The organism is Enterococcus crotali, from assembly GCF_000633635.1.
In the GTDB taxonomy this organism is placed as follows: domain Bacteria; phylum Bacillota; class Bacilli; order Lactobacillales; family Enterococcaceae; genus Enterococcus_L; species Enterococcus_L crotali.
In genome coordinates, this window is the sequence record NZ_AYPQ01000008.1 from 136,237 (window position 1) to 152,069 (window position 15,833).

Annotated in this window: 14 protein-coding genes and 1 pseudogene; all 15 read right to left on the minus strand. The window is 36.2% G+C overall.

Translation table 11 applies throughout. The annotated features are described in order from the left end of the window. Nucleotides 1-4: 4 nt before the first annotated feature. The 15 genes and pseudogenes from lepB (V192_RS0116960) to V192_RS0117030 all read right to left on the minus strand — a co-directional run bounded on the left by lepB (V192_RS0116960) (nucleotide 5) and on the right by V192_RS0117030 (nucleotide 15,621). Nucleotides 5-706 carry a signal peptidase I gene (gene lepB / locus V192_RS0116960; protein WP_051581977.1) on the minus strand — a complete coding sequence of 234 codons (702 nt, stop codon included), beginning with the start codon at nucleotides 704-706 and terminating at the stop codon, nucleotides 5-7. Between the two features lie 24 nt (nucleotides 707-730). Next, entirely contained in the window at nucleotides 731-1,426 is a 696-nt protein-coding gene (gene lepB / locus V192_RS0116965) for a signal peptidase I (RefSeq protein WP_025873486.1), read from the minus strand. A 21-nt stretch (nucleotides 1,427-1,447) separates the two neighbouring features. Next, a complete protein-coding gene (locus V192_RS0116970; protein ID WP_025873487.1) occupies nucleotides 1,448-2,113 on the minus strand; it encodes a hypothetical protein in 666 nt (221 codons plus the stop codon). Nucleotides 2,114-2,144: 31 nt separating this feature from the next. Further along, a complete protein-coding gene (locus V192_RS0116975) occupies nucleotides 2,145-3,221 on the minus strand; it encodes a WxLIP family cell surface protein (RefSeq protein WP_025873488.1) in 1,077 nt (358 codons plus the stop codon). A 92-nt stretch (nucleotides 3,222-3,313) separates the two neighbouring features. After that, the gene (locus V192_RS0116980; protein ID WP_025873489.1) at nucleotides 3,314-4,078 is read right to left on the minus strand and encodes a WxL domain-containing protein; all 765 of its coding nucleotides are present in this window, start codon (nucleotides 4,076-4,078) and stop codon (nucleotides 3,314-3,316) included. A gap of 31 nt (nucleotides 4,079-4,109) precedes the next feature. Then, on the minus strand, nucleotides 4,110-4,916 hold the full coding sequence (locus tag V192_RS0116985) for a WxL domain-containing protein (protein ID WP_025873490.1): 807 nt from the start codon (nucleotides 4,914-4,916) through the stop codon (nucleotides 4,110-4,112). Beyond that, nucleotides 4,913-5,278: an LPXTG cell wall anchor domain-containing protein gene (locus tag V192_RS0116990; protein ID WP_025873491.1), complete on the minus strand. Its 366-nt coding sequence runs from the start codon at nucleotides 5,276-5,278 to the stop codon at nucleotides 4,913-4,915. The genes V192_RS0116985 and V192_RS0116990 overlap by 4 nt, the downstream gene beginning before the upstream one ends. Then, on the minus strand, nucleotides 5,275-7,506 hold the full coding sequence (locus V192_RS0116995; RefSeq protein ID WP_025873492.1) for an isopeptide-forming domain-containing fimbrial protein: 2,232 nt from the start codon (nucleotides 7,504-7,506) through the stop codon (nucleotides 5,275-5,277). Before V192_RS0116995 ends, V192_RS0116990 begins: the two co-directional genes overlap by 4 nt. After that, complete coding sequence (locus V192_RS0117000; protein WP_025873493.1) at nucleotides 7,497-7,841, minus strand: hypothetical protein; 345 nt, start codon at nucleotides 7,839-7,841, stop codon at nucleotides 7,497-7,499. Before V192_RS0117000 ends, V192_RS0116995 begins: the two co-directional genes overlap by 10 nt. A 209-nt stretch (nucleotides 7,842-8,050) precedes the next feature. Continuing rightward, complete coding sequence (locus tag V192_RS21015; protein ID WP_025873494.1) at nucleotides 8,051-8,785, minus strand: winged helix-turn-helix domain-containing protein; 735 nt, start codon at nucleotides 8,783-8,785, stop codon at nucleotides 8,051-8,053. Between the two features lie 389 nt (nucleotides 8,786-9,174). Then, nucleotides 9,175-10,269 (minus strand): tyrosine-type recombinase/integrase, encoded by a 1,095-nt coding sequence (locus tag V192_RS0117010; RefSeq protein WP_025873495.1) that lies wholly within the window; start codon nucleotides 10,267-10,269, stop codon nucleotides 9,175-9,177. Between the two features lie 648 nt (nucleotides 10,270-10,917). Then, nucleotides 10,918-12,357 carry a 6-phospho-beta-glucosidase gene (locus tag V192_RS0117015; RefSeq protein WP_025873496.1) on the minus strand — a complete coding sequence of 480 codons (1,440 nt, stop codon included), beginning with the start codon at nucleotides 12,355-12,357 and terminating at the stop codon, nucleotides 10,918-10,920. A 30-nt stretch (nucleotides 12,358-12,387) separates the two neighbouring features. After that, nucleotides 12,388-13,698 (minus strand): PTS sugar transporter subunit IIC, encoded by a 1,311-nt coding sequence (locus V192_RS0117020; protein WP_025873497.1) that lies wholly within the window; start codon nucleotides 13,696-13,698, stop codon nucleotides 12,388-12,390. Nucleotides 13,699-13,888: 190 nt separating this feature from the next. Then, nucleotides 13,889-14,643: pseudogene (locus tag V192_RS22775) on the minus strand (MurR/RpiR family transcriptional regulator). Between the two features lie 48 nt (nucleotides 14,644-14,691). Next, nucleotides 14,692-15,621, minus strand: coding sequence for an ROK family protein (locus tag V192_RS0117030; RefSeq protein WP_025873498.1), 930 nt, complete (start codon nucleotides 15,619-15,621; stop codon nucleotides 14,692-14,694). Nucleotides 15,622-15,833 lie beyond the last annotated feature (212 nt).

The window sequence follows — 15,833 nt, forward strand, 5'->3', positions numbered from 1 at the left end:
ACCTTTATCTGACTACACCAATTTTATTGAAGGGGTAGTATCGGTACGTCACAATGCCTTCAATTTGGTTGCTATCGATCAACCCTAATACGCGACTGTCATCTGAATGATTACGATTGTCCCCTTGTACAAAATAAGTGTTATCGGGAATTTGATAGTACTGTTTCAATTCCTTAGCGACCGCTTCACTAACTAAAATCCGAGTTGTTCCGTCAGGTAAATTACTCGCAGCTAAATCGTGACCATAGAGATTTGGTGGGTTATTTTCTGCTTGCTGATTAATATACAACGATACACCTTCTATCCAGATAACATCTCCTGGCATACCAATGATGCGCTTAACATATGATTCACCCTGACTATCTTTCGGTTCAAACGTAACGAGTTCATATCTTTTAGGTTGCTGACCTTTCACAACTAATATTCGATCTTTATTTGCCAACGTTGGATTCATTGAATGGCCCTCTACTTGATGCGTTTTTACTTGAACTAAAAACAAGAGAACTAACAATAGCACTAGAATAAATAAAAAATTAATGCTCCACTCTCGAATCAGCTTCTTTTTCTTAGCTTTTCCAAGCTTCTTTTTTTCTTCTAGTGAATAGCCTACTCTTTTACTTTGACTGGCCATTTGCTTGTGACCCTTTTTTTTAGAATAGCCCACGGGACTCTTGCTTTTTATCTCTCTAAAAGATCTATTTTTCATCTTATGGTTCCCTTTCTTACTACTTTAAAAATGAGTCATTACATGGACCGGGAAAAGACGCATCTTGACCACACCCACAAGATCTTTTTTATCAACAAAACCAAAATATCGACTATCTGTAGCATTTTCTCTGTTATCGCCTAAAACAAAGTATTTATCTTTGGGAACTTCGTGCACTTGCATTTGTTCAAATAAAGTAAAATCCGACATTTTATTTTCCTGTTCTCCTAGCGTTTTAGAGAGGAATCTTTCTGCGATTTCTTCTCCATTGATAAATAATTGACCTTCCTTATAAAAAAGAGCATCTCCAGGAAGTCCAATGACACGCCGAACCATATATTCATTTCTTTTCGGTTCTTTAAAATAAAGCAACTTAAACCGCTTAATCTTTCCCCACTTATTTACAAGCAATCGATCTTTATCGTTTATTGTTGGCGTCATTGAATAGCCATCAACTTTTGGAACAGCTATTGTTAGATTAAATACTATTGCCAACAATACAATTGAAATAATTACTGTTAGTCCTGTTTCAATAAGCAATTGCTTTCTTTTTTGCTTCTTCAACTTTCGTTGTTTTTTATGGGGTTTTATTTTTTTACCTATCTGTTGCTTGCTGCTTCTATTTACTCCAGCTTTACTTTTCTTTTTTTTATGCTCTTTTGACTTTGTGTTCGTTGTATTTTTTTTCTTATAAACGCTTTGCTTCTTTGTGTCGTCCATCTTATTTACCTCAGCCAAAAACTATTTTTTCTGTTTCAGTGCTGACTCATTGACTTTAAATTCTTCGAAAACTCTTTTTTGACTTTCTTTTATTTTATTGACATCTGTAACATAACTTTCCATGATCTCTGGATTTGTCAATGACTCAACTGACTGACTGGCCAAATTTACGCCAAGGTTTTTCATCAAAGCAAAATGACGAGTCAATACTTTTTGCCCATCTTCAGTCAATCCTTGATACGGTCTTCTAACACCATAACTTGCTAACCTTGAAGAAACTTCCCTTAGATTTTTAATTGATTTTTCAGGATTTGTACCATTTTTCAAGTTTATAAGTTGTCCTTGGATCTCATCAATTAGATAATAGCTTTGTACAATCGCTTCTGAATCACCAGCTTCTAAATTTGTCATTTGATAATATCTTGAATAAAAAGCACTACCACCAGTTAGTAACATACAAATAATGAAAAGCACACCAACGTTTTGTTGATGTCTCCTTTGCTTCTCTAAAATCCTCCGTTTTGCTAAAAACTTTTTTCGCTTTTGCTTATTTTTAGGAGGTTTCCGCTTAAATTTCCGCGCTTTTTTCCCTGTTGAAACACTTAGAAAAAAAGAAAATCCAGCAAATAAAACAAAGAGAAGAGCGCTGGATATTAATAACACGAATGTCCAATCTAAAATGCCCATCTTTCAATTCCTCTCTACTATTTACTTATCTTCATTTTTTGTTTTTAGATTTTACTTTACTTTTTTTACGGCTCATTGTACGAACGAGGAAGAATATTAGTATAATAAGAATCAGTACACTCGCAACAACTATGGCAATGATCTTCCAATTGATCCCATTTTCTTGAATCAAATCAACATCTTGTTTATTATATTTATCTGCTTCTTCATCTGACACAGAAAACTCTTCATCCCACTCCCATTTTTTATTATCAGTAGTCGCCAAAATATGAGCTTTGTATTGTCCTGGCACCATTTTTTCACCATTCATAGATATAGGAAAATCAACCATACTATTCGGTGCAACGCGCATATTCGCTTTTTTCGCATCATATAAAACATTATCTGACTCTTTTTTCATGATCTGAACATCCACAGTTAAGTCTTCTAAGTATGCTGCTTGAATATTTGAAAAATTCACAAATACACTATTGCGATAATTACTTAATCCAACAGTAACCTTGTTTAGCTCTAAATCGGGTTGTACGACAACATCTGTTTCAGTTAATAGCATTCCCACTAGAAAGGCATATTCATTGATGACCCCTTTCTTTTTATCACGTACTTTTTCATCTTCTGCATTTTTTAATTGAATCCCACCTGATATCACACCATCATATTCAACTTTTGGCATGGTGATAGCTAACTCCAACATGGTCGTTCCCTTGGCTGGAACTTTTACTGTTTCCGGCCCTTTTACTAAATCTTCAAATGCATATTTTAAAGAAGCATCATTTTCAATTCCTGTGGGTCCATACTCAATAACGCCATTTCCATTTGTCTTCGTACCATTAATCGCTACTTGAACTTCTACTTCCTGTGTACCATCATTACCTAATTCAATTTGAACATTTTGCTTTTGACTAGGTGACATGTGTAAATCAAAGTAACCGACTTGTTTATTTCGCTGATTTTCTGGTTGGATTACTTTGTATGTAAATCCAGTTGGACTTGCAGTGCCTTTTTCTTCCTGTTTAGCTGATTCTTCTGCAAATACTTGCTGATTCGGAATAATCAATCCTACTATGTATAAAATGCTAATGGTCAATGTGATTATTTTTCTCTTCATCTCTATTTAGCTGTCCTTTCTTCCATCATGAAACAAGGTCATCAACTCAACGAGTCGATGAACCTTGATCATTACTTATTGTTTTGTCATTATTATAGTGTTTCAGATAAAGTCCAAGTAATTACAGCATTATAATCACCAATACCAATTGATGTGCTTGTTGGAATTGTTAATTTAACTGAATTTCCGGCTGTACCTAATGTGTGTCTACCAAAGTTTAACTCTATGTTACCCGCACCAGTATTATCTGTTACTTCATTACGAATAAATTCTGCTGAAGCACCTGGTAATGTATTATCTGCATTTGCAGTCAATTTATTTGTCGGTGTTACCCCTTTGGGTTGGGCAACCGCATCTAATGAAGTTGTATCAATGTTGGCAAATGTTAGTTCAGAACCCGTTAAATACGTACCACTTGCTACATCTTTAAAGTTTTGAGTTAATGCAGCTGATAATTTATACGTGTGATTCACAGTCGTACGAATATCGCGATACTTTACAAAGTTTTGTACTTCAAACTCTTCATTTCCTGGTTCAACGCTTCCTGGATTCGCTAAAAATGGTGAAGCATCGTAATCACGTTTTGTTTGTGCTGTCAAAACGCTGTGTGTTTCAAATTCTAGCGGTGTTACAGCCATGATCCCAAATGTTCCTGGATCTGTGACACTAGGAATATTGGTAATTGTTGTTCCAGAGCCTGGGTCTGTGATATCTGTCCCTGGATCAGTTAATGTGAATTTGATGTGTCCTGATCCATCTTTTACTGAGTCTACTGCTTTTGTTGTGTTTGGTACTGCCAAGGCTACTCCGACTAAAGATAGTAAAGCGGCTCCGCATAATTTGTGTGTTAATTTCATGTGTGTTTCCTCCTAGTATTATGTGTTTTATTTATGGTAACTCGGCTAATATCCAAGTTAGCACCGTAGTGTAAGTTCCTGGTATTTTTTCCGTTGTACCAGGTACAGACAACGTAATCGCGCTGTTTTCTATCATTTGCTTATTTTCAAATGTTGGGTCAAAAACAGCTTTTTCTTCAGCATCAACTTTAGGCGTCAGAGTCGCTTCCTGATTTTTTGGATTGTCTATTGAGGCGCCAAAAGAAATTGACCAACTCCCCACTCCGCCACCTGGTTTAGCTTCTGCTAAATTGTACGTTTCACCTATGCGATTTAAGAGAATCACATCTTTTGAAACAAGCGGCGCTTCAATATCTGCTCGGTTTGAACTCGCCCAAGACTTATCTAGAGATAAAAAAGCCCCATTTAGCTGATTATTTGGATCCATACTATTTTGAAATTGTGCTTCTTGTCTTAGTTGTAGTGTCCAACCAAGTGCTGCACCTCGATCATCAGATACTTGAACAAAATTTCCTCTTGCTGGCGTTTCATCATGAAACAGCTGTGCGTTGACTGGATAAATCATATCCTTACCAACTAATTTATTTCGATAGAAATTTAACTGGGGAACGAAATCAAGCCGTAACTCTCCTTTTGTACTGGGGCTGGGGCCTGGATCAACCACTTTTCCTGGATTTTCAGGATCTTTTATACCTGTATCCTGCTCTCCTGTAAATGAAATATGTCCGCCACCAGCCACGCTATCATCAGCATAGACTGATTGATTACTTAGATAAACCAAGAATATCGCCACAAAAAAAGTACCAGCAATCACCAAATTTTTCTTATTTTTCTTCATTGCTGCTTCCCCTTTTCCTTGCTTCTCAGATGCTTTTTAAGATAGAAAAAAGCAATGATAATGAGCAATACAAGTCCAGTAAAGGACAAACTTTTTTTCATAAGTTCACCAGTAGATGGGAATTTCCCTTTAGGTTTCGGCTTAAGAATCGACCCTGAATTAGCTGTATCAGATATTGATGGGGAAGTTTTCTCTTCAAAAAAACCAATTTCTCCGTTTGTTTGGACAGCACCTCCTGTTTCAGCATTTTCTGCATGAACGGAATAAACTGGTCTAACCAAAACAGATAGACATATGATGACAGAGAACAATGCAACAAACAGTTTTTCTTTCTTATTTCTCTCTCTATCCTCTAACATCATGGTGTTTCACCTAAGGAGTATAAAATGGTTGCTGTATACTCTTCCATTTTCCTAGATTGTCCTTTGCCGAGATTAAACTGAAATCCATTTCCTTTTTCTTCCCACTCTTCTTTGCTGACATTGAATTCTGTTCCTTTGACACTCACCTGTTGGGATATCAAGGCTGTCACACCAGTAGCTAGAACATCTTCATCTTGACCACGTTTGTAAATCAAGGCATCGGGCAAAATCGAGGTCTTATCAGATGACGTTAGCGGATCTGTAACTTGTACTGTTAATTTCCACTCTTGGTTGTTCGCTCTATTATCTAGAACAACTAGCGGTACAGTATATTCTGGTTTCTCCGCTTTCACTTCTGCGATAGCTGTTGTTTGCTTAAGCCCAAAGTCTATTTTAGGCGGCGCTGAAACAAAAACCAATTGACCAGAAAATTTATAAACAACGCTATTTCCAGTAGCTTCTATCGTAAATTTTTCTAGCGGCCGATCCGTTAAGTCATAGTATTTCGCTCTCACTTCATCTAGTGCAGCAAGGACCTCTTGATCTGCCGTTAGATCAATTTTATCGCCAACTGTTTTAGGCTGAGTAATAGGTAAAATGATATCCGTTCCGTTCTCATCGACAAAGCTAATTTTTAAATCCACTGCTGGAGGCTCTAGCAATAATTCCTCTACATTTGACATCAAGCCTTCTGCATCTCCAGCTATAACCTTGATCGTATGATTTCCTAAAGGTAACTCACTTGCTGGTATTTCAAATGTAAAAGGTTGATCTACACCCTTTTGTGGATTTTCATAGAATTTGCCTAATTTATTTGGACCACCGTCCACAGAGTACAAGAGAACAACAGAATCACTATCCAGATCACGCCATTTCCCCGTTACTTCATAGGCTTCTCCTGTCGATACATCTTTCTTTTTATCTAGCGAGATGATCGGCGGTGTGTTTGGCGGTGTTAATAAAAGCTCCTCTATGTTTGAATTCAAACCTTCTGCATCTGCTGCAATAACTTTAATCGTATGATTTCCCAAAGGTAATTCACTCGCTGGTACTTCAAATATAAAAGGTTGGTCTACGCCTTTTTGCGGATTTTCAAGGAACTGACCAAGCTTTAGAGGTGAACCATCTACAGAATACATGATAATAACGGATTGACTATCCAGATCACGCCACTTTCCCGTAACCTTATAGGCTTCTCCTGTCGATACATCTTTCTTTTTGTCCAGCGAAATCACAGGCGGTGTATTCGGTATGTCCATTTTTATGTGTCCATAAGCTACAGGTGAATTCAGCACAAATGATTCATTATTTGGACTATTGGTATATTTTGTTGTCGCATTATTGGGAATTACCAATTGCCCAAGCGAGGTATTATAATATTGCATATAATTTTCGTTTTTGTTTAGTTTTGTTTTTATATCGACTCGATACGTATCCTTCGCTGTATTGGCCAGCATCAAATAGTTTCCCTCTAAAACAACTTGATTACCTATTGTTTTATTAGTAAACCTACTTGTAACGTCCATACCGCCATTATTAAATACATTGACACTCACTATATCAAGAGCAGCAGGAATAGAATCTTCTATCGCAAATTTCGAAAGAGCGGTTAAACCACTTCGATAAGGAACATCTTGATAAATTGAATATGTTATAGCTTCATCCTCAATATTTCCATCTGTATCACCAATTTTATTGGGATCGCTTAACTCAAACATCAACTCATCAAACTCATGATAACCAAAAGCTATTCCTGATTGTCTTGCATTGAATTGTAAATCTATTGAAGAGGTTGCATTATAAGTAACCGTAACCCAATAATTTTTATTTGTTTCTGGAACATCAAGAGCCCCTTCTGAAGATATTGTAAGATCATGATTAGTGTTATGATCTATCGCCCCTTTCAGTTTTGTGGTACTCCAAGAATAAGCATTAACAATTTCCGAACCTGCTGAAGAGAAATTTATCCACTCATCATTATCGATATCACTATAGGTTATATGTCCTCCAGGTACTTGAATCGGCGCTCCCGTTTGGTGATCAATAAACTGCATGGTCAGCTTAGGTTCAGAATCATTTGTATCTGAAACTGTAAATAACGATTCTCTTGCGGTCGTCCCTATCGAACCATCATTATCTTTATTTAGCCCAACATAAAACCCTTCTGCATTTTTCGTTGAGATTGGAATCAGCTTCACATCTACCCATTTGTTATTGACTAACCCCATATAAGTAGCAATAACATAGGGTGAGTCCCCATATTAGATTTAGCGAATCCTTTTTTCCATGTACCTCTCGGTGGTGTGATATCCCCTGTATCATCGATCACTTTCACTGTTGTCATTGCCGTTGCTTTTGGCTGAAAGGTGTACTCCGCTGGAACAGAGACTACTTTTCCTTGTGTTATTGGCTTAAACAGAGGTGATATTGTTAAGGGTATTTTATTCGCTTCTGGAATCTTAAGTCTTGAACTAATCTCTTCAGCGTTAGTTTTGCTTCCGATAGTCAGTAATAAGGTAGGTAGCAGAAATATCACAAGCCACTTCTTAATTTTTCGGGACATATTTTCAACTCCTTTATGTTTATAGTCACAGTCATGAACCCCCTCTCAATCGAAACAAGTCGCTTTTGTTCCGTCTTTCTTTCATTTATTCACCTCCTTAATCGTGTAACGTTTAGGTTTAGTTGGAGATCACCTAAAGAATAAAGAGCTTACTTTCATTAACAGACTTTTCTCTGTGACTTTACATTGAATTACACACCATTTTTTTCTTAAGCGACTTTTTTTACTTTTTCCAACTTAAGCATGTAACCTTTTGAACGCACTGTTTTGATGAAACTCGAATCAACGCCATGTTGTTCCAGTTTTTCACGGATATGAAAGATAACATTAGCTACTCGATAATTCTCTTGTGTATATGAAGTATGCCAAAGCTTTTCATAAAGTTCTTCATAGCTAAAGGCTGCTCCTGGATGGCTATATAGCAATTCAATTATTCGGTATTCTAATTTGGTTAACCCTATTTCTACTATGTCACCGTCCTCTATAGGAACTAATAGACTATGATTCACTGGATTTAACTCAAGTTGATTTTTTTGTTTAGTTGTTTGATAGGATCGATGTTTTCCTCCAAGAACTTCTTTTAAAGCTTTTTGACGTTCTAAAAAATTTTTTAAATAGAAAATAACCTCTACAGGAAAACTTTCTCGATAAAAATTCCCATCGACACCCAATTGCAAATAGATTTGACGATTAATCAACGTTGAGTTTTCAGATAAAACCCAAATATAGGCATTCGTTTGCTGTTTAATTTGTAAAATAATAGAAAATGTCTGGCTTATGTCTCCTTCACCTATTTCCTCAATTAAGATCCCATCATATGTACAAAGTTTTTCATTACTTGGTAGTTCTCCAAAAATCTCAACTTGACAGTTTATTTTTTCAAATGCTTGTTGTTTATCGGATATCGAGGTTATTGTAGATGACAATATACCTAACTGATACATGCAATCGTCCTCCTCCATGTTTGTTAATAAAAAGTTTTATGTTTGGTCCTATGTCAATACCGTGTATCTACTGAATCAAATAGCTTATTCTTTTTAAGAAGGTTTTTCTTTGAATTATTGCTTCTTTTCCTTTACAATAAAAATTATCCTTATTGTGAGTAGTCCTACAAATTTACCTGTTATCAATAAGAACAGGTAAATATTGGTAACGCCTTGAAAATAAAGGAACTATCACTGGTAGTGACGGCGATGTTGACGGTGAATAGGGGTGAACCGCGGGCTTATTTTTTAAGAATAAGTTTAAAAAAATAGTTTTGATTTTAGCTTTATACAATTTAAATAACTTTCGTTATTTAAATAAACAAAAAAGAGCCAGAAAATGCTCTTTTTTAAAAGGTAGAAATATGATCAATCGCAGCACGTTCTTCCGAATAAAGAGAATGCGTATAGATGTCCAACGTCATTTTGACTGAATGGTGTCCCAATAGCGCACTGATCGTTGCAACATTTACCCCGGCTTCTAAACAGCGCGTTGCAAAGGTATGGCGTAACGTGTGAAAACTCACCTCTGATAACCCAGCCTCTTGACACAGTTGCTTAAATTGATAACGTAAAACACGTGGTTCAATGCTACTTTTACTATTACTTAAGATATAAGCATCAGCTTCGATCCCTTTTTTTTGCTGTAAAATATGCCACAACCGTTTAGACAACGGGATCATTCGATACGAGGATCGCGTTTTGGGTGTTCCTTCTACTAATTTACTTCGCCCATGCTCATCCGTTAATCGTTGTAATGTCCGATTCACGTGGATTTCTCGCCTCTCCCAATCAATATCTGACCACTTCAATCCACTAATTTCGCCAATCCGCATTCCTGTTTCCAAAGCAAATAATGCTGCTAAGCCAATCGTTGATGATTGGGCAGTTTCCTTTAGCTGTTGTTGTTCTTTGACAGACAATGCTTTTGACCGTTTTTTTCCTGTTTTAGGCAAGCGAATACCAGTAACTGGATTTTTAGCAAGTAACTCTTTTTCCTTAGCAGCAGCTAAGCACGTTCGCAGAACACGAACGACTGCATGAACAGAAGAAACAGACAATTTCTCTTCTAACTGATCAATCAATGTTTGCACTTGTTCTTTTTTTAAGTCTATTAGTTTGATTTTTCCCAGTACTGGCAGCACATGAACGGTTAGTTTGCTTCTATAACTGACATAAGTGCTTAATTTAACAGAAGGATACACAACGGACTCCAACCAATAAACGATCCAATCCTTAACTGATCCTGCATAAGAGTAAATGATTGGTTCTTGATAATGAGAAAGTTGCCCTTTGATCTGCATCAACTGCTGCTTAACATCGTTGTATTTCTTGCAATACACATACCCATAATGAATTGATCCATCTAATTTTCTACCTTTTATATAACGACCTTCCCAACGGCCATCTTTTCGTTTGTAAATATTTTCCCCTCTTCGTGACATTCATTTTCCCCTCTTTCAATTGACGGCGTTTGTGACGGCGAATATATCAATGCCTATTTCCCTTATCTAACCTTCTAGAATAAAGCTTTTTAGGCTATTCAATCACATTTTTATTTCTAATAAAAAATGTAAAAAAGAAAATATTTTACCAAAAAAAATATAAAAACCATAAAATACCTTGTTGACATCTCTATAAACAAAGAGTATTATGGCTGTAGATATTGATCAGCAATTAAATTAATTAATGAGCAATTACCTGTTCTTATTGATAACAGGTAATTTTTTATATTTATAAATACTTCTGTAGAGAATAAATAAAAAAAACGAAGAATTTAACTGTTATAAAATAAGTTAAATTCTTCGTTTTTTGTACATCTGTGCGCAAAAAAATCATATTTATTTATCATTTTTAAGTTAGCTAACTATATCTACATTTTTTTACGTATTCAGTCTTGTATAATTGCACCTGATTTTCTCAGAAAAAATACAAATAAAAATAGAAACAACAGACTCTGATTCGTCGTTGTTTCTATTCAAAATGTCAGTAGGTTAAGTAGACTAAAACTATGCTTATTCTTGGATAAAATACTTCTTTACTAGCTTAATAGAAGCTCACCTTTAACTCCAATTTTAAATTTCGCCAGTCATTTAAATATCTTCACCTGCTGTTTCAATCACTTGCTGATACCAATAGAATGAGTCTTTTTTCAAACGTTGCAAGGTTCCTTTGCCTTCGTTATCCTTGTCTACATAGATCATACCATATCTTTTTTCCATCTCACCGCTACCAAAACTGACGATATCAATGATCCCCCAAGGTGTATACCCAATGACTGGAACACCATCTTCTACGATGGCTTTTTTCATTTGTTCGATATGTTTACTCAAATAATCAATCCGATAATCGTCATGAACAGTATTTTCATCTGTCAGTTTATCATAGGCACCAAAGCCATTTTCTACAATAAACAACGGGAGGTCATAACGCTGATAAACAGTATTCAAGACATAACGCAAGCCGACTTCATCGATCGGCCAACCCCAATCAGATACACTGATATATGGATTTTTCACTATTTTCGCATTGGGAATATCCTCTGTTGGTCGTCCCTCGACATCCTTAAGCGTTGAGATTGTACCTGACATATAATAACTAAATCCGATATAATCGACGGTTCCTTCTTTCAATATAGCTAATTCGCTCTCGCTAATATCTATTTTGTAGTTTTTACGCTCCCAGTATTTCGTCGCATAAGTCGGAATTTTCCCACGAGCATGAATATCATTATAGAAAAATCTTCGCTCATTTGCCTTTACCGATGCCATCATATCTTCTGGATTACAGGAATACGGATAGACTGGAACATACGCCATCATACAGCCAATTTGGAAATCAGGATTTATTTTTTTCCCTTCAATCACAGCAGCTGCACTAGCGATCAATTCGTTGATTCCTGCTTGAAAAACAAGCTCCTCTTTCTTCGCTTCATCTTCAATAATCATTGCTGAATTCGTCCAAACATGTAGTGGTTCTTGTCCATCCGCTTGGTTATTGATCTCATTAAAAGTCATCCAGTACGTTATTTTATCTTTATAGCGTTCAAACACACATTTAGCAAATTTTACAAATAATGGAATCACTTCTTTGTTGGCAAAACCACCGAATTTCTCGTAAAGATAATACGGCATTTCAAAATGGGAGAGCGTAATAACTGGTTCGATGCCATTTTCTATTAATTCATCAAACAAGCGATCATAATATAGCAGCCCTGCTTCATTTGGTTCTTCCTCGATTCCTTTAGGAAAAATACGACTCCAAGAAATAGACGTGCGTAAACATTTTAAACCTAATTCCTTAAAAAGCTTGATATCCTCTTTATAGTGATGATAAAAATCAATCGCTTCATGATTTGGATAATATTCTCCATCCAGAACACCTTGCGTGATTTTCCGAGGAATTCCGTTTCCCCCAGCAGTCATCACATCAGCAGTACTAGGCCCTCTGCCGTCTACATTCCATGCTCCTTCTGCTTGATGAGCGGCAATTGCGCCGCCCCATAAAAAATTGTCTCCTATTTTATTCGTCATAATACGGCTCCTTCAATAAAAATAAATCGCTTATAAATCGATTTTTTGTGCACGATTCGATGCAATAACAAATGGTAAATAGATGCCTACAGAAACGGCCAAACAAACAACCCCAACCAATGCAGCCACTATATTTCCACCTGTTCCTAAGAATAGATTGATGATCCCTGGCGTAGTCCACGGGACACCGATTGCAGGTGAAGGCATAATCGGCCAAACAACTGTAACGAAATAGCCGATCATAATGTTGACCATTGGCACCAAAATAAATGGAACGATCAATAATGGATTTAACACAATTGGCAATCCAAATATGATGGGTTCATTGATTTGAAAAATTCCTGGTACTAATGACATTTTCGCAATTTCACGTTGTTCTGGACGTCTGGATGCGATAAAGATTGCAATGATCAAGCCCATCGTCATACCCGTTCCACCCATATTTGCAAACATATCATTTAGAATTCCCCATGTCTCTTTATAAGGAACATCCCAAAGTGAGCCGCCTTTATTGATAAAATCAAGATTTGCTAAATCTTGTTCTGTAAAAATAGCGGAACGAACAGCATTTAACGTATTTGGACCATGAATACCGATTGAAAATAGTAATGTTTGAATAAAGGCTAATAACATTACCCCAACAACATTTCCGCCAAGATCACGTAACGGACTTTGGATTCCTTTATAGATAAGTTCATTAATGCCTTCTGGTGCGATCATTAACACTAAAAAATTAATAATTGCTGAGATCCCTACTACAATCACAATTGGAATCATACTTGAGAATGAACGAGAAACAGCTGGCGGAACCATTTCCGGCATTTTAATTTGTAGACGTTTTACTTTAAATAGTTTTGGTAAAAATTCTCCTACTAAACAACCAACGATCATTGCCACAAATAGACCTTGAGCCCCTAAGTACTGTGTACTGACAACATTCAAGTCATCTGCATTAAACGGTTTCGGATACAAAATCATAAAGCTCGCGATACTTGTTAACCCAACGAGAGTTGAATCTGCTTCAAAATGTTTCGCTAATATTTGAGCAACAAGATACGTGATAAAAATACTCATGATGTTGATGGTTCCGTTCGCTACAGAAGACAACACCTGTTGTGCACTTTCTAAATTTGGAAAAACACTGGATAATCGTAATAATTGCACGACAAAACTGTCATTTGAAAATAAAATATTGTTGACTAAAATAACAAGTGATGCAGAAATTGTTAATGGAAAAATCAACATAAACGCATCTCGAACAGCAGCGATGTGACGTTGATTATTTAACTTTGTCGCAATTGGTACTAATGAACGATCGATAATATCATTAAATTTTTGCATAGATAAAGCTCCTTTCATTTATAAACGTATTATACATAAATTATCTCCCAAAAAAGTAAGCGCCTCCTTTTTAAAAATAAATTCTTGGGAAATAGAATAAATTCCTTGGCTGGAACGACCTGTTCCTGATTTCAAAAAAAATTAACTAAAGTGAGAGTCACTCTAGTTAATTCAAGATAATGCAATAGTTTCATTCATTCCGATAGTCTTTAAGGTAGCTAATCAACGTCTCCAAAATCGCAATCGACGGCAGTTGGCTGGTCAAATCCAGAAAAATATCTTTGCGTTCTTCTTTGATTTCATACTCAATAGAGTAGTCACAAAGTTGAGCCAGCGTACTTTTCTTATTTAGTGTAATGCAATATTTTTTGACAATATTCTTATCTTCCAAACCTGCGATAACCTCAATCAATTCTTTTGTTTCACCTGATACACTTAAAAAGACGATGGCATTTTTTTGATCCTTGCGTAAAAAACTACGAATTGGATAAGTCAAATCATCTAAACTAAGAGATACATAGCCCAAATTTGCTAGTTTTCTAGCGATATACTGGGCAATTGCCCCGAGGCCCCCATGCCCATAAACAAGATAAAATCACTATCACGTAAATCTTGCGCCATCTTTTTTATTTGATATTCTACATCGGGATGGAAAATCCCCATGTTAAGAGAATTCACTCGTTCTTCAATGCCAATATGTTTCTTATTTTCTTCCTGATCAACATGATCTAAATGGGACTTTATATAAAATCGAAACTCTGGAAAAGAGTGAAAGCCGACTTTCTGAACAAAACGAAAGACAGATGTTGAAGATACATGTGCACCATCAGCAATATCCCGAACACGCATATAAGGGATTTTATCTAGATTGTTCACAACAAATCGATAAATTTCTTGTTCTACAGAGGACAGGTCATTTAATTTCAGATAATCAAATATCGCCATTTAGGTTAATCTCCTTTAGTTCGCTAAGAAAATTATACCATAAAAAATTTATTTACTGATCAATTGATGAACTTGATAAACTGCCCCGATAAGCCCTGCATCGTTTTTCAATTTTGTTGGTATAACAGGTGCAATCGTCTTACCTCTTAGATAATTGATAGCCGCGTGATTTTTTTCCACCTCAGCCAACGTTTTCTGAAGTTCTCTATGAAACTGTTCATTCGCACTTACACCACCACCAATTAAAATGGCTTCTGGATCAAAGCAGCTAATCAGATTGACCAGACCAACTGAAAGATCCACATAAAATTGTTTTGTAATCGTCGTTGCAAGCATGTCACCACTTTCAGCTAAAGCAAAGATCTCCCGTGCATCGCTAATAGGAACAAAGGTTGCTTCATTTTTTGGCTGCGACTCATTGTACAGACGAATCAGACCATCCACAACAGATGCACGTCTATTGATCGATACCGATTCAAGATTTCCTGTTTCAGGTAATTTATCGATCATCATCCAACCAAATTCTCCAGCCATGCCGTGAGAACCACGATACACTTTTCCATTAATCACGATCCCCCCACCAACACCAGTCCCTAAGACGAGACATAAATAATTATCCAGATCGATTGCATTACCGATCCATTTTTCTGCTATGGCAACGGCATTTGCATCATTTTCTACCGTGACAGGTAGACTAGTCAACTTCTCTAGCTTTTGTTTGAAATTTTCACCATATAATGGTTTGATCGCTCCTGCCGTTAACATAAAGCCATCTTTTTGGACAATCCCTGGCGCACTTATGCCAATTCCTTCTATTTGATAATCAGCTTTGGCGTCATCGATGATTTTTAAAAGATTGGCGTAGAATATCTCAGGTTCGTATTCTGTCTCAACACTTCCTTTTGATAAAATAGTGCCATTTTCATCCAAAACACCATATTTAACAGTCGTTCCTCCTATGTCAAAACCTACATACATAAACTTAACTTCCTTTATTGTTTATTTGAAGAGTTAAAGATAACGCCTTCATTTGGAAAATATTGTATCATATCTTGTTGAGGATTTTTTTCCTTTCTAACATTGGTTGAGAATTTTTCTATTCTACAAAAACAACCTAGAGGATTTTTCTCCCTCTAGGTTGTTTACTAACTTTTTTTAGTTAATGAGCCCTTACTTATTATTAACAACTG

What these genes read in the sequence shown, in the direction of transcription:
- lepB (WP_051581977.1), bottom strand. Translation starts at nt 706, where the DNA reads ATGAAAAATAGATCTTTTAGAGAGATAAAAAGCAAGAGTCCCGTGGGC.
- lepB (WP_025873486.1), bottom strand. Translation starts at nt 1,426, where the DNA reads ATGGACGACACAAAGAAGCAAAGCGTTTATAAGAAAAAAAATACAACG.
- V192_RS0116970 (WP_025873487.1), bottom strand. Translation starts at nt 2,113, where the DNA reads ATGGGCATTTTAGATTGGACATTCGTGTTATTAATATCCAGCGCTCTT.
- V192_RS0116975 (WP_025873488.1), bottom strand. Translation starts at nt 3,221, where the DNA reads ATGAAGAGAAAAATAATCACATTGACCATTAGCATTTTATACATAGTA.
- V192_RS0116980 (WP_025873489.1), bottom strand. Translation starts at nt 4,078, where the DNA reads ATGAAATTAACACACAAATTATGCGGAGCCGCTTTACTATCTTTAGTC.
- V192_RS0116985 (WP_025873490.1), bottom strand. Translation starts at nt 4,916, where the DNA reads ATGAAGAAAAATAAGAAAAATTTGGTGATTGCTGGTACTTTTTTTGTG.
- V192_RS0116990 (WP_025873491.1), bottom strand. Translation starts at nt 5,278, where the DNA reads ATGATGTTAGAGGATAGAGAGAGAAATAAGAAAGAAAAACTGTTTGTT.
- V192_RS0116995 (WP_025873492.1), bottom strand. Translation starts at nt 7,506, where the DNA reads ATGGGGTTAGTCAATAACAAATGGGTAGATGTGAAGCTGATTCCAATC.
- V192_RS0117000 (WP_025873493.1), bottom strand. Translation starts at nt 7,841, where the DNA reads ATGTCCCGAAAAATTAAGAAGTGGCTTGTGATATTTCTGCTACCTACC.
- V192_RS21015 (WP_025873494.1), bottom strand. Translation starts at nt 8,785, where the DNA reads ATGTATCAGTTAGGTATATTGTCATCTACAATAACCTCGATATCCGAT.
- V192_RS0117010 (WP_025873495.1), bottom strand. Translation starts at nt 10,269, where the DNA reads ATGTCACGAAGAGGGGAAAATATTTACAAACGAAAAGATGGCCGTTGG.
- V192_RS0117015 (WP_025873496.1), bottom strand. Translation starts at nt 12,357, where the DNA reads ATGACGAATAAAATAGGAGACAATTTTTTATGGGGCGGCGCAATTGCC.
- V192_RS0117020 (WP_025873497.1), bottom strand. Translation starts at nt 13,698, where the DNA reads ATGCAAAAATTTAATGATATTATCGATCGTTCATTAGTACCAATTGCG.
- V192_RS0117030 (WP_025873498.1), bottom strand. Translation starts at nt 15,621, where the DNA reads ATGTATGTAGGTTTTGACATAGGAGGAACGACTGTTAAATATGGTGTT.